This is a genomic window from Lysinibacillus fusiformis (genome assembly GCF_003049525.1).
Classification (GTDB): domain Bacteria; phylum Bacillota; class Bacilli; order Bacillales_A; family Planococcaceae; genus Lysinibacillus; species Lysinibacillus fusiformis.
The window spans coordinates 727602-741798 of sequence record NZ_PYWL01000001.1 but is presented as its reverse complement, the minus strand read 5'-3'; the positions used below and the strand labels follow the sequence as shown (position 1 = coordinate 741798).

At 38.5% G+C, this 14197-nt stretch carries 14 protein-coding genes; all 14 read left to right on the top strand.

Annotated features, from left to right (window positions below):
* Positions 1 to 295: 295 nt before the first annotated feature.
* Positions 296 to 733 carry a ribose 5-phosphate isomerase B gene (rpiB, locus tag C9J29_RS03505; RefSeq protein WP_008180565.1) on the top strand — a complete coding sequence of 146 codons (438 nt, stop codon included), beginning with the start codon at positions 296 to 298 and terminating at the stop codon, positions 731 to 733.
* Positions 734 to 818: 85 nt separating this feature from the next.
* Positions 819 to 1361 (top strand): TIGR01440 family protein, encoded by a 543-nt coding sequence (locus tag C9J29_RS03500; RefSeq protein WP_089986948.1) that lies wholly within the window; start codon positions 819 to 821, stop codon positions 1359 to 1361.
* Positions 1362 to 1389: 28 nt separating this feature from the next.
* Positions 1390 to 2631: a serine hydroxymethyltransferase gene (gene glyA / locus C9J29_RS03495; protein WP_008180561.1), complete on the top strand. Its 1242-nt coding sequence runs from the start codon at positions 1390 to 1392 to the stop codon at positions 2629 to 2631.
* 265 nt (positions 2632 to 2896) lie between these two features.
* Positions 2897 to 5053: a sensor domain-containing protein gene (locus C9J29_RS03490; protein ID WP_107921617.1), complete on the top strand. Its 2157-nt coding sequence runs from the start codon at positions 2897 to 2899 to the stop codon at positions 5051 to 5053.
* Positions 5054 to 5177: 124 nt separating this feature from the next.
* Entirely contained in the window at positions 5178 to 5807 is a 630-nt protein-coding gene (gene upp / locus C9J29_RS03485) for a uracil phosphoribosyltransferase (protein ID WP_008180557.1), read from the top strand.
* Positions 5808 to 5973: 166 nt separating this feature from the next.
* Entirely contained in the window at positions 5974 to 7095 is a 1122-nt protein-coding gene (wecB, locus tag C9J29_RS03480; RefSeq protein WP_043990740.1) for a non-hydrolyzing UDP-N-acetylglucosamine 2-epimerase, read from the top strand.
* A gap of 535 nt (positions 7096 to 7630) precedes the next feature.
* Positions 7631 to 8002 carry an ATP synthase subunit I gene (locus C9J29_RS03475; RefSeq protein WP_008180553.1) on the top strand — a complete coding sequence of 124 codons (372 nt, stop codon included), beginning with the start codon at positions 7631 to 7633 and terminating at the stop codon, positions 8000 to 8002.
* A gap of 36 nt (positions 8003 to 8038) precedes the next feature.
* Positions 8039 to 8749 carry a F0F1 ATP synthase subunit A gene (gene atpB, locus C9J29_RS03470; RefSeq protein ID WP_008180551.1) on the top strand — a complete coding sequence of 237 codons (711 nt, stop codon included), beginning with the start codon at positions 8039 to 8041 and terminating at the stop codon, positions 8747 to 8749.
* Positions 8750 to 8814: 65 nt separating this feature from the next.
* Positions 8815 to 9039, top strand: coding sequence for a F0F1 ATP synthase subunit C (gene atpE, locus C9J29_RS03465; protein ID WP_004269474.1), 225 nt, complete (start codon positions 8815 to 8817; stop codon positions 9037 to 9039).
* A 173-nt stretch (positions 9040 to 9212) separates the two neighbouring features.
* Complete coding sequence (atpF, locus tag C9J29_RS03460) at positions 9213 to 9734, top strand: F0F1 ATP synthase subunit B (protein ID WP_008180548.1); 522 nt, start codon at positions 9213 to 9215, stop codon at positions 9732 to 9734.
* On the top strand, positions 9731 to 10267 hold the full coding sequence (locus tag C9J29_RS03455; RefSeq protein WP_090002949.1) for a F0F1 ATP synthase subunit delta: 537 nt from the start codon (positions 9731 to 9733) through the stop codon (positions 10265 to 10267). Before atpF ends, C9J29_RS03455 begins: the two co-directional genes overlap by 4 nt.
* A 28-nt stretch (positions 10268 to 10295) precedes the next feature.
* Positions 10296 to 11804 carry a F0F1 ATP synthase subunit alpha gene (gene atpA, locus C9J29_RS03450; RefSeq protein WP_008180544.1) on the top strand — a complete coding sequence of 503 codons (1509 nt, stop codon included), beginning with the start codon at positions 10296 to 10298 and terminating at the stop codon, positions 11802 to 11804.
* Positions 11805 to 11851: 47 nt separating this feature from the next.
* A complete protein-coding gene (gene atpG / locus C9J29_RS03445) occupies positions 11852 to 12709 on the top strand; it encodes an ATP synthase F1 subunit gamma (protein ID WP_008180542.1) in 858 nt (285 codons plus the stop codon).
* Positions 12710 to 12757: 48 nt separating this feature from the next.
* The gene (atpD, locus tag C9J29_RS03440; RefSeq protein ID WP_008180540.1) at positions 12758 to 14173 is read left to right on the top strand and encodes a F0F1 ATP synthase subunit beta; all 1416 of its coding nucleotides are present in this window, start codon (positions 12758 to 12760) and stop codon (positions 14171 to 14173) included.
* Positions 14174 to 14197: the final 24 nt, after the last annotated feature.

Here is a 14197-nt window from a genome sequence, read left to right as displayed (position 1 = left end):
GACAGTTTTTTTATTTTTGGAAGAAATAGTGATATAGTTTGTCCACTGTATATAAAATGTGAAAAAAACTTTAGTAGATAGAATATTACAACAAAAGACCGTTATCCGAATTTATTAACATGATATTCACACTATCCACAGAAAAAACAACTTAAAAGTGAATGATTTTTAGCTTGTTAACAATAAATGTTCGTCTTTTAGGAGAAATCAGCATAAAAATACAAGAAAAATCGTGTTATTCTTCAGAAAGAAGTGGTACACTAAGGTTGACTATAATTCGAAAAGAGGGAACCCAGTGAGAATAGCAATTTCTTCTGATCACGGAGGCAACAACCTACGTCGTGAGATCATGCAGCTACTAGATGAGCTTCATATTAGCTACGAAGATTTTGGTCCACAATCTGCGGATTCAGTAGACTATCCGGATTACGCAAAGCCAGTTTCTGATGGTGTAGCAAACGGAAAATTTGATAAAGGCATTTTAATTTGTGGCACGGGAATTGGTATGTCGATTGCTGCAAATAAGGTGAACGGTATTCGTTGTGCGCTAGTACATGATGTATTTAGTGCGAAGGCAACGCGATGCCATAATGACTCTAATGTTTTAGCTATGGGGGAACGTGTTATTGGCCCAGGTCTTGCACGTGAAATTGTCCAAACGTGGCTAGAAACTGAGTTTGAAGGTGGTCGTCATACACGACGCATCGAAAAAATTACTGAACTTGAGCAATAAATGATTGTTATTCCATATATGGCATTCATCAAGGCTGTCATATATGGCATGATTTTAATGGATATAGATGAAGGAGCTGAGCTTAATGGTTGTAAAACAAATACGAACGCATTTGACTCAGTTACTCAGTGAATTTGAAGAGCAGGTAACATTACGACCTCATACTATTTTTGTCGTAGGATGCTCTACATCTGAAGTGATTGGTCAGAAAATTGGCACAGCAGGCGCATTGGAGATAGGGGAAGCGATTTTTGAGCCGTTACAAGAATTTGCAATGAAACACGAGCTACATTTAGCATTTCAAGGCTGTGAGCATATTAATCGTGCTATTACAATGGAGGCATCAACAGCTGAACGGTTTGGCTACGATCCAGTGGCGGTAGTTCCAGTACGTACTGCGGGTGGCTCTATGTCCGCATATGCCTATACGCGTTTTGCTAACCCTGTGGTTGTTGAAACCATTCAGGCACATGCAGGTATTGATATTGGACAAACATTAATTGGTATGCATTTGAAAGCAGTAGCTGTCCCAGTTCGCACATCAGTGAAAATGGTGGGAGAAGCAGTGGTGACGATTGCAACAACACGTCCAAAGCTAATTGGCGGGGAACGTGCTGTATATAAATAATAGAGGATACTAGGAGGCTTTTTCTAACATGGCATATGAAAAATTAGCAGTACAAGACAAAGCAGTATTAGAAGGAATTCTTGCAGAAAAAAAACGTCAACAAGCAAATATCGAATTGATTGCATCTGAAAACTTTGTTTCAGAAGCAGTTATGGAAGCTCAAGGTTCTGTACTGACAAATAAATACGCAGAAGGTTATCCAGGTAAACGCTACTATGGTGGCTGTGAACATGTAGACGTAGTTGAAGATATTGCACGTGATCGTGTGAAAGAAATATTCGGAGCAGAATACGCAAACGTGCAACCACACTCTGGTGCGCAAGCGAATATGGCTGTATACCACACAATTTTAGAACCAGGTGACACGGTTCTTGGTATGAACCTTTCACATGGAGGTCACTTAACGCATGGATCTCCTGTAAATTTCTCGGGTATTCTTTATAATTTTGTGGAATATGGTGTAACAAAAGACACACAAGTTATCGATTATGAAGATGTGCGTCAAAAAGCATTAGAGCATAAGCCAAAACTTATTGTTGCGGGTGCTTCTGCATACCCACGTGAAATCGACTTCTCTAAATTCCGTGAAATCGCAGATGAAGTAGGTGCATACTTCATGGTGGATATGGCACATATTGCTGGTCTTGTAGCTGTTGGCGAGCATCAATCTCCAGTGCCGTATGCAGACTTTGTTACATCAACTACACATAAAACATTACGTGGACCACGTGGTGGATTAATTCTTGCTTCAAAAGAATGGGAGCAAAAATTAAACAAATCTGTATTCCCAGGAATTCAGGGTGGACCATTAATGCATGTCATTGCTGCTAAAGCTGTTGCATTTGGCGAAGTGTTACAACCAGAATTTAAAGACTATGCAAAACAAATAAAATTAAATGCAAAAGCTTTAGCTGAAGTACTTATTGAAGAGGGCGTTGAAATTGTATCTGGTGGTACAGATAACCACTTATTACTATTAAACGTTAAATCTCTTGGTCTAACAGGTAAAGTAGCAGAGCATGCATTAGACGAAGTGGGCATTACAACTAACAAAAATACAATCCCTTACGATACGGAGTCTCCATTTGTTACTTCAGGTATTCGTATCGGTACACCAGCCGTTACATCTCGTGGCTTTAAAGAGGAAGATATGAAAGAAGTGGGTGCAATTATTGCAGCTGTTCTTAAAAACCCTGAAGATGAAGCGGTTCAAGCGGACGCAAAAGATCGCGTCAAAGCATTAACAGATAAACATCCATTATACGCTTAATTGTATAGACTGTGTTTAGAGTGAAAATTTCACTTTAAACACAGTTTTTTATTTCAAAACAATAAAATACATATTTTTTTAATTAAGTAGAATAATCCTCTTTATTTTGAATAAATTTACATATAATCAGTAGAGAGCGATATATTATAGTAGGCTGAGGACAGATTGTGTCCAAGAAAAGAAGTTTTTTTTAATAAAAGTGAAAATTTAATTAAATATTATGTACAATGGAAATGGGATGAAGTGATAGAGACGGAGGGGTTGGATGGTCACTAAATCGTTAGATGTAGATAATGATGTTTTATTAAATAGTATTCTTAAATTAGGGGATAATTCTAAGGAAAGCTATGTAATTTTTGATGCAACAAATCATCATATTATAGTAGAGTGTAATGAATCTTTTTGTAACCTTACAAATGCTTCGAGGTCACAAATCCTAAAAACTAATTATTTTGCATGGCTATCAGATGAAAAAATGACAACCATTAAAATGATCAAAGAAAAAATACATAACGGTATCATGGTGCAAGCGAAGCTACATCATAAAGGTATCAATAAACCCCTATTTTGGGCAGAAATACAAGCACTACCATTTCGGAATGATACAAATATTACGCAATATGTGTTGGTCCTTATAAAGGATGTTACGTATTATCATACAGAAGATTTCTTAATGCGTTTAGAAAATGATATGTATAAGGCGATAGAGAGAGATAGCTCTTTTGAGCAAAAGATGCATATTATTTGTCATGGACTTGATGAGTTTTTTATGCCGAATACTTCAAGTATGGTTCTCATCAAAACAGAGAGCAATCTATTACAGGCTTTTACAGATAATTGTCGAAAAAAAGATGTACCGAGATGCTGTGAAAATAATGATTTTTTTACGAAGGTTATGCAATCAGAAACCTCTATTTTCATTGAAAACTTGGATGAGGTATATATCCCAGATGAACATAAACAGTTTGCTGCCTCATCTCACAAACCGTATGGATTATTTATACCTATACGCAATCAACAGCGGCAAGTCATAGGGCTCTTTTCAATATATTATGAGCAAGCACAAAATGACTCCTCATATTTTAAAAGTATGTTTCGTAAAATTGGTGCACTTGTTGCCTTAGCGTTTACGTACGCAAGAACACAAAGAAAAATATGGGATTTAGCCTATACTGACATTACAACAGGTCTACCTAATCGTCATAGCTTTGTGAATTTCCTCGAAAAAGAGGTTGAACGTGGACAAAATGGTTATATCAAAATTGTAAAGCCAAGCGAATTTCATCAAGTGGTTGAATTGTATGGGCGAGAATTTGGCGATGAATTATTAAGGCAGCTCGCCAAACGACTAGAGCAAGACAAACCAGCGGATCGCGAATATATTGCTAGATTTACTAGCTCTAGTCTAATTTTATCCACCATGACTTTCGATGAAAATTTAAATAATTATGAATGGCGTATAAAAGAGACAATTCGGCAGCCATTTATAATAGGAGGAAAACAAATCTACATCACGTTAAAAACAGGCATTGCTTCTTTTAATGATGACATAAAGATTAATGATGCAATTCGGTTTGCTGATAATGCGCTCTCCTTTGCTACCGATAAACCAGGTACACATACTGAAATTTTTACGACAGAAAAAAATGACGTTCTTGTACAGCAAATGACTGTTTTAAATCATTTGTCACAGGCAATCAAAAATAAAGAAATTACAGTTCATTTACAGCCAAAAGTAGATTTACGGAATGGAGAGATTCAAAGTATAGAGGCTCTTGCACGCTGGATATCCCCAAAGCTAGGCTTTGTGTCACCAGCAATCTTTATTCCAGTAGCGGAAAGTGCAGGAAAGGTTAGAGAAATTGACGTTTTAGTTTTAGAAACTGTGCTTTCATGGCTGGCAGAACGGCAAAAGTTAGGAAAGAAATTAGTGAAAATAGCAGTCAATATTTCACCTGATCATTTTTACTATACGCATTTTGTTCAAGATACGCTAAAGCTCGTTCGGCAGTATGGTATAGATCCAAGTAATATTATATTAGAAGTAACAGAAAATATAGGTTTAGTAGATTTCCAATCTGCCTATAAAATTATTCAAGAATTAAAAGGCTATGGTTTCAAAACATCCGTGGATGATTTCGGGACAGGATTTTCTTCATTGAGCTATCTGCAACAATTACCATTCACTGAATTAAAGATTGATCGAAGCTTTATTAATGCGTTAGAGGATCCTGCAACGCTTGCTATTGTACGCTCGATTATACAATTGGCGTTAAACTTAGGAATGATTTCTGTGGCAGAGGGAATTGAAACAGAAGAACAGGTTGAAATACTCCGTGCGTTAGGTTGTACAGTTGGACAAGGATTTTTCTATTTTAAACCAATGGCAATAGAAGAGTTAGATTTAATTCTTGATCAATAACTCACTTGGTCAAAAGAAAATATAATAAAAGGAGTTGCCTTAAATTTATTTTTGAGGCGGCTCCTTTTTTCTGTTATACTAGTTGAGATAAAAATGAAATCCGAACGGTTAGGAGAGAATCCCTTTGAGCAAAGTCTATGTATTTGATCATCCACTAATCCAACACAAATTAACTTATATTCGCGACAAGAATACAGGTACAAAAGAATTTCGTGAGCTAGTAGACGAAGTAGCAACACTTATGGCATTTGAAATTACACGTGATATGCCGGTGGAAGAAATTGAAATTGAAACACCTGTAACGATTGCTAAAACAAAAGTACTTTCTGGTAAAAAGCTAGCGATTGTACCGATTCTTCGTGCAGGAATTGGTATGGTAGATGGCGTACTAAAGCTTATCCCAGCAGCAAAAGTTGGCCATATTGGTCTTTATCGCGACCCTGAAACATTAAAACCAGTTGAATATTACGCAAAGCTTCCAGCAGATGTGGAAGAACGTGATTTCATTATTGTAGATCCAATGTTAGCAACTGGTGGTTCAGCAGTGGAAGCTATCAACTCATTGAAAAAACGTGGAGCTAAAAACATTAAATTCATGTGCTTAATCGCTGCACCAGAGGGTGTCAAAGCTATTCAAGAAGAACATTCAGATGTAGATATTTACATTGCTGCTTTGGATGAAAAGCTAAACGATCATGGCTATATTGTACCTGGTCTAGGTGATGCGGGAGACCGCCTATTCGGCACAAAATAAAAATGTTGTTATGAATTTCCTCATTTAGGAAACTAATAATTTGTGAAAGCGTCCTTCAAATTTGAAGGGCGTTTCATAGTATGTCTAGGTAAGTACTCCTCATGTTGGACTTCAACTGGTGTGGTGTCCTTTTCATACAATAACAAAAAGGACGGTGCAGATCGTTTTGATGAAAAAATGGAAAGTAATGACAATTTTTGGTACAAGACCAGAAGCAATTAAAATGGCTCCTCTTGTTTTGGAGTTACAAAAGTATCCTGATCAAATAGAATCTATTGTAACAGTAACAGCACAACATCGCCAAATGCTAGATCAAGTACTAGAGACATTTGAAATAACACCGAACTATGATTTAAATATAATGAAAGATCGTCAAACATTAATTGATGTGACGACAAACGCATTGCAAGGTTTAGATAAAGTAATGAAGGAAGCACAGCCGGATATCGTTTTGGTACACGGTGATACAGCAACGACTTTCATTGCAAGCTTGGCGGCGTTTTATAACCAAATCGCAATTGGGCATGTTGAAGCAGGACTGCGAACTTGGAATAAGTATTCACCATACCCGGAGGAAATGAATCGCCAGTTAACAGGTGTAATGGCTGATTTACATTTCGCACCAACAGAAGTATCTAAAAAGAATCTTTTAGATGAAAATAAAAACGCTGATACAATATTTGTAACAGGTAATACGGCTATTGACGCATTAGCTACAACTGTTAGCGAACATTACACGCATCCTGTATTAGACAAAATTGGCGAAGATCGCATGATTTTATTAACGGCACATCGTCGCGAAAATCTTGGTGAACCAATGCGTCACATGTTCAAAGCAATCACTAGAATTTTAGCTGAGCATGATGATGTTCAAGTGGTATATCCGGTCCATATGAATCCTGCTGTAAGAGAAATCGCGAATGAAATTTTAGGTGACAATGAACGAGTACATTTAATAGAGCCTCTTGAAGTATTTGACTTCCATAACTTCGCGGCGAGCTCTTACATGATTTTAACGGACTCAGGTGGCGTCCAAGAAGAGGCACCATCATTAGGGAAGCCAGTTCTTGTCCTTAGAGACACAACAGAGCGCCCTGAAGGAATTGCAGCTGGAACACTAAAGCTAGCAGGAACTGAAGAAGATACAATTTACGCCTTAGCTAAAGAATTGTTAACAGATAAAAAGGCTTATGAGGCGATGGCACAAGCATCAAATCCATATGGTGATGGACATGCATCTAAACGAATTGTAGAAGCGTTGCTAGGTTTTTTACAAAAAACTAATTAATGTACTATAATTAAATTGAAAAATAAGTCTAATGTACCTGTTGAATTGGGTAAGCTAATTTATGAGCATAATTATGTCGTAAATTAGCTTTTTCTATGAGCCAAGAAAATAAGAACATTTGAAACTATGAAATTTCATACACAAATTTGTCAACAATTTGACAAGAGTATATAGGTTGTGAAGTTTTTCTCTATTACCAATTGACTTCAAATATCACCTATTGTATGCTTACAAAGGGTAAGAATGATAAGGGTTTCAGTCATAATTAGGACGTTGAAACACTTGTTATATCAACTTTCTACTAAATTGACAGTTCAAAATAAAACTGTCGATTTGCAACGTTTTGTGCGTTTCGGTTTTTACCGAGTTGGTAAGGGGTGTAAGTTATTTTTTGGGTATTTACACCTGTAATTGAAATGACTCTCCCATTACTATTCCGCTGTGAGTAGTGCCTTTCACTGCTCTTTTCTGATTTCACATGGTGGTCAGCAAACGCTTTCAATACTCGAAAATTTGATTCAGGAGATTACAACCAATGCTAGATTTGCATCACATTTTTGCTGTGCAGAAGAGGGCGTTATTTTTTTTGCTTGCACTCTGCGCATTAGGCTGGGGATTCACTTCCTTTCAAACTGTATTTGCGGGCATCGCAGTCGGTGCATTCTTTGGTACGTATAATTTTTGGATTCTAGTTCGCCGTATGGAGAAGTTTGACAGGTCCATTAGTGAAGGGAAGAAAATAGGCTCACTTGGTACAGCACTTCGCTTTGGATCAGGTGTTGCGGCAGTCGCAATAGCCATTTCGTTGCCAAACTATTTTCACTTAATTAGCACGGTCATAGGGCTAATGATTCCGTACGTTTTTCTCTTTGTCGAGAGAATTGTGTCACATGTAAGGAACCGCTAATGTGCTTTAAATTAGAAAGAGAGGTGAAAAATAACAATGACTCATGAAGCTCCGTTACTAGAAGTCGGTTTTTTAACTTTTAATAAATCGACAGTTATGATGTTACTAGTTGCTGCAATTATCGTATTTTTAATTGCCTTTATTTCAACTAGAAGCTTAAAACTAAAACCAACTGGTATGCAAAACTTCATGGAATGGATTATGGACTTCGTTAAGAACATCATCAAAAGCAACATGGACTGGAAAACTGGTGGTCGATTCCACATTCTAGGTATTACGCTAATTATGTTTATCGCAGTATCTAACTTATTAGGTCTTCCATTCTCAATCGCTTATGGTCATGAACTATGGTGGAAATCACCAACAGCTGACCCAACTGTAACGATGACGTTAGCAACGATGATTTTAGTTTTATCGCATTTCTATGGTGTAAAAATGAAGGGTACAGGCCATTATGCTGGTACATTCTTTAAACCAATGTCTTTCATGTTCCCACTTAAAATAGTAGAGGAATTTGCAAATACATTAACGTTAGGTTTACGTCTTTACGGTAACATTTACGCGGGTGAGATTTTACTTGGCTTATTAGCCGGTTTAGCATCATCAGGTGCTGTGGGATTCATCGGAGCAATCGTTCCAATGATGGCATGGCAAGGTTTCTCAATTTTCATCGGCTTTATCCAAGCCTTTATCTTCACAATGTTAACAATGGTTTACATGGCTCATAAAGTGAGCGATGACCATTAATATAAAGCATATATCCTATGCTTGAACCACAAAAAAACAAACAATTCCAAGGAGGAAATTTTCAAATGACAGGTTCATTAGGTTTATTAGCAGCAGCAATCGCAATCGGTTTAGGTGCACTTGGTGCAGGTATCGGTAACGGTCTTATCGTATCAAAAACAGTAGAAGGTATCGCTCGTCAACCAGAAGCTCGTGGCGTTCTTCAAACTACAATGTTCATCGGGGTTGCATTAGTTGAAGCCCTACCGATCATCGCAGTAGTAGTAGCATTCATCGTAATGAACAAATAATTCAGTTGAACACTGAATTTTACTAGTGGCGAAGCAGGATTCTCCAGATGAAACTTCGCCCTTCATTTTGGAACAGATAAAAGCTATGTGTAAATATAGCTTTTTAAAATAGGTAGTTTTTTAAGTCCATAAATTATGTTGAAGTTAAAGCTCTTGAAGGGAGTGAAACAATCGTGTTTTTAGATAATCTTGTACTAGGTGCTGGCGCTGGTCAGTTCAACAGCGGAGACATCATCGCAACATTAGTTATCTTTTTAGTATTAATGTTCTTACTTAAGAAAGTCGCTTGGGGTCCACTTATGGGCATCATGCAACAACGTGAAGAGTTAGTAGCGAGTGAGATCGAAGCAGCTGAAAAAGCGCGTAAAGATTCGCACCAATTTTTAGAAGAACAAAAGAGCCTTCTTAAAGAAGCTCGTACGGAAGCACAATCGATTGTTGAAGGCGCTAAGAAGCAAGGCGAACTACAAAAAGATGAAATTCTTACTGCAGCTCGTAATGAAGCAAACCGCTTGAAAGAATCGGCTTTACGTGAAATTGAGTCTGAAAAAGAAAAAGCTATTGCAGCTGTACGTGATGAAGTCGTTTCATTATCTGTACTTGCAGCATCTAAAGTCCTTAGCAAAGAGATTTCTGAGGCAGACAACCGTGCTCTAATTGAAGAGACGATTGCGAAGGCAGGGGAAGCTCGATGAGTAATTCAGCTGTAGCAAAACGTTACGCTCAAGCGCTTTTTGAATTAGCGCAACAAAAAAATATTCTTGCTGAAGTTGGAGCAGACTTAAACGAGCTAACAAAGATTGTTAAAGAATCTCCGGATTTATTAACGCTTTTAAATGCTCCAAAGTTCTCTATCGGACGTAAGAAACAAATGGTAGCTGAAATCTTTGCAGGTGCAACTCCAGAGGTTTTACGCGCAGTTCAACTATTAGTTGAGAAAAAACGTGTAAACGAAGTGAAGCTTATTGCGAATGCATATGCTGAGCTTGCTGCAAAGGCACAAGGTACTGCAGATGCAACAGTATTCTCTACGCGTGCACTTTCTGCTGAAGAAAGCGCTAATATTTCTACAACATTTGCGAAGCTTGTAGGGAAACAATCATTAAACATTACAAACGAAATTGATCCATCACTACTTGGTGGTATTCGTGTTCAAATCGGTAATCATATTTACGATAGCTCAGTAGCGAACAAACTTGAGCGCCTAAAACGTGAATTAATCGGTTAATAATTTAGAAATGTGAGAGGTGACATACATGGGCATCAAGGCTGAAGAAATCAGCAGTCTGATTAAACAACAGATTGAGAATTATGAATCTGAACTTAAAGTAAGCGAAGTTGGTACAGTTATCCGTATTGGTGACGGTATCGCTCTTGCTCATGGCCTCGACAACGCCATGGCTGGAGAACTTCTTGAGTTCTCTAATGGTGTTATGGGTATGGCTCAAAACCTAGAAGAAGGTAACGTTGGTATCGTAATCTTAGGTCCATACACAGACATCAAAGAAGGCGATGAAGTTCGTCGTACAGGTCGTATCATGGAAGTACCAGTTGGTGAAGAACTAATTGGCCGTGTTGTAAACCCACTTGGTCAACCAGTGGATGGACAAGGTCCAATCAACACAACTAAATCTCGTCCAATCGAAAGTCCTGCTTTCGGTGTAATGGCTCGTAAATCAGTACATGAACCATTACAAACTGGTATCAAAGCAATTGACGCTTTAGTACCAATTGGTCGTGGTCAACGTGAGTTAATCATCGGTGACCGTCAAGTAGGTAAAACATCTGTAGCAATCGATACAATCTTAAACCAAGATGGCGAAAATATGATTTGTATCTATGTTGCAATCGGTCAAAAAGAATCAACTGTACGTGGTGTAGTTGAAACTTTCCGTAAGCACGGTGCATTAGATTATACAATCGTAGTAACTGCTGCTGCATCTCAACCAGCTCCATTACTATTCTTAGCACCATTTGCTGGTGTTTCTATGGCAGAAGAATTCATGTTACAAGGTAAGCACGTATTAATCGTGTATGATGATCTTTCTAAACAAGCATCAGCTTACCGTGAACTTTCACTTCTTCTACGCCGTCCTCCAGGTCGTGAAGCTTACCCTGGTGACGTTTTCTACTTGCACAGCCGCTTACTTGAACGTGCTGCGAAGTTAAATGAAACATATCAAAATGGTTCTATTACAGCACTTCCATTCGTAGAGACACAAGCTGGGGATATCTCTGCATACATCCCAACTAACGTTATCTCGATTACTGATGGTCAAATATTCTTACAATCTGACTTATTCAACTCAGGTGTACGTCCAGCGATTAACGCCGGTCTTTCTGTATCACGTGTAGGTGGATCTGCTCAAATTAAAGCGATGAAAAAAGTTGCGGGTACACTACGTCTTGACTTAGCTGCATTCCGTGAGCTTGAATCATTTGCTCAATTTGGTTCAGATTTAGATAAAATTACACTAGCTAAACTTGAGCGTGGTAAACGTACGGTTGAAGTTCTTAAACAAGACCTAAACAAACCACTTAAAGTTGAAAAGCAAGTTGCAATCCTTTATGCATTAACTAAAGGCCACTTAGATGATATTCCAGTACAAGATATCGTTCGCTTTGAAAGTGAATTCTTAAGCTGGTTAGATTCAAACCACACAAACGTTTTAGATCACGTTCGTACTACAAAAGAGCTTGCTCCTGATGCTGATTACGTAGCAGCTTTAACGGAGTTCAAAAAAACTTTCGCTAAATCAGAATAAGTTCGAGCTAGTCACTTGATTAAAAAACAAAAGGTGGTGAAATACCAGTGGTAAACTTACGCGAAATTAAAGGTCGTATTAATTCTACAAAGAGTACGAAACAAATTACGAAAGCGATGCAGATGGTTTCTTCTTCTAAGTTACGTCGTGCAGAGCAAAACGCTAAAGCGTACGTTCCTTACATGGAAAAAATTCAGGACGTAGTTGGCGCGATCGCTTCAGGAACAAAAGACAGTGGACACCCAATGTTAACTGCTCGTCCTGTTAAGAAAACAGCTTACTTAGTCATTGGTTCTGACCGTGGTCTTGCAGGTGCTTACAACTCAAGTATCCTACGTCAAGTACAACGTACAATTGACGAGCGTCATAAATCTAAAGACGAATACGTGATTTTAGCAATCGGTCGTGTTGTACGTGACTACTTTGTGAAACGTGATCATAATGTCATCAGTGATGTTGTCGGTCTTCCGGACCAACCTACATTTGCTGATATTAAAGAAATCGCTCGTAATGCTGTTGGTATGTTCATTGACGGTACGTATGATCAACTTTATATGTACTATAATCACTTTGTCAGCGCTATTGCTAACGAAGTGACAGAGAAAAAACTTCTTCCATTAACAGATCTTGCACCTGCTAGCAGCAATGCTTCTTACGAATTTGAGCCATCTGGTGAAGCAATTCTTGAAGTGTTACTTCCACAATACGCGGAAAGCTTAGTTTATGGCGCATTATTAGATGGAAAAGCAAGTGAACATGCTTCTCGTATGACGGCTATGAAAAATGCAACTGATAACGCATCTGATCTTATTTCAGACCTTTCATTGCAATATAACCGTGCGCGTCAAGCGGCGATTACACAAGAAATTACAGAAATCGTTGGTGGAGCTGCAGCCTTAGAATAGGCCAGCTTCCCAATGTCGTATAAGAATACGATAGGAGGATACACAGTAATGAATAAAGGACATGTTATTCAAGTAATGGGTCCAGTTGTTGACGTAAAATTTAACAATGGCCAATTACCAGCAATCTATAACTCACTAACAGTTAAGATTGAACGTCCTAATGAAGAACCAACAATTCTTGCATTAGAAGTTGCGCTTCATTTAGGTGATGATTCTGTTCGTACAATTGCAATGTCATCTACTGATGGCTTACAACGTGGAGCAGAAGTAACAGACTCAGGAAAAGCTATCTCAGTACCAGTTGGTGAAGTTACTTTAGGTCGTGTATTCAACGTACTAGGTGAAGTAATCGACTTAGGTGAAGAGATTCCAGCTGACGCTCGTCGTGATTCAATTCACCGCGAAGCACCAACATTCGAAGAACTTTCAACTACAGTTGAAATTCTTGAAACAGGTATCAAAGTAGTAGACTTATTAGCACCATACATCAAAGGTGGTAAAATCGGTCTCTTCGGTGGTGCCGGCGTAGGTAAAACAGTATTAATCCAAGAATTAATCAATAACATCGCACAAGAGCACTCTGGTATCTCTGTATTCGCTGGTGTAGGTGAGCGTACTCGTGAAGGGAACGACTTATTCTTCGAGATGAGCGATTCAGGCGTTATCAAGCAAACAGCGATGGTATTCGGTCAAATGAACGAGCCACCAGGTGCACGTATGCGTGTAGCTTTAACTGGTCTTACAATGGCAGAGTACTTCCGTGATGAGCAAGGTGCTGACGTACTTTTATTCATCGACAATATCTTCCGTTTCACGCAAGCAGGTTCTGAGGTTTCTGCCCTATTAGGTCGTATGCCTTCAGCGGTAGGTTACCAACCAACACTTGCTACAGAAATGGGTAAACTACAAGAGCGTATTACATCTACGAACAAAGGATCTGTAACTTCTATCCAAGCGATCTATGTACCAGCCGATGACTATACTGACCCGGCTCCAGCTACAACTTTCGCCCACTTAGATGCAACTACTAACCTTGAGCGTAAATTATCAGAAATGGGTATCTACCCTGCGGTTGACCCATTAGCTTCGACTTCACGTGCATTATCACCTGAAATCGTAGGCGCTGAGCACTATGCAATTGCTACTGGTGTACAACGTACTATCCAACGTTACCGTGAATTACAAGATATCATTGCCATTTTAGGTATGGATGAGTTATCTGATGAAGATAAACAAACAGTAGAACGTGCTCGTCGTATTCAATTCTTCTTATCACAAAACTTCCACGTAGCGGAACAATTCACTGGTCAAAAAGGTTCTTATGTACCTGTAAAAGAAACTGTTCGTTCATTCAAGGAAATCCTTGATGGCAAATGGGATCACCTACCAGAAGATGCTTTCCGTCTAGTTGGTTCAATTGATGAAGTAGTTGAAAAAGCGAAAAGCATGGGCGTAGAGGTTTAATACTAGGGACGAGGAGGAAAAAAT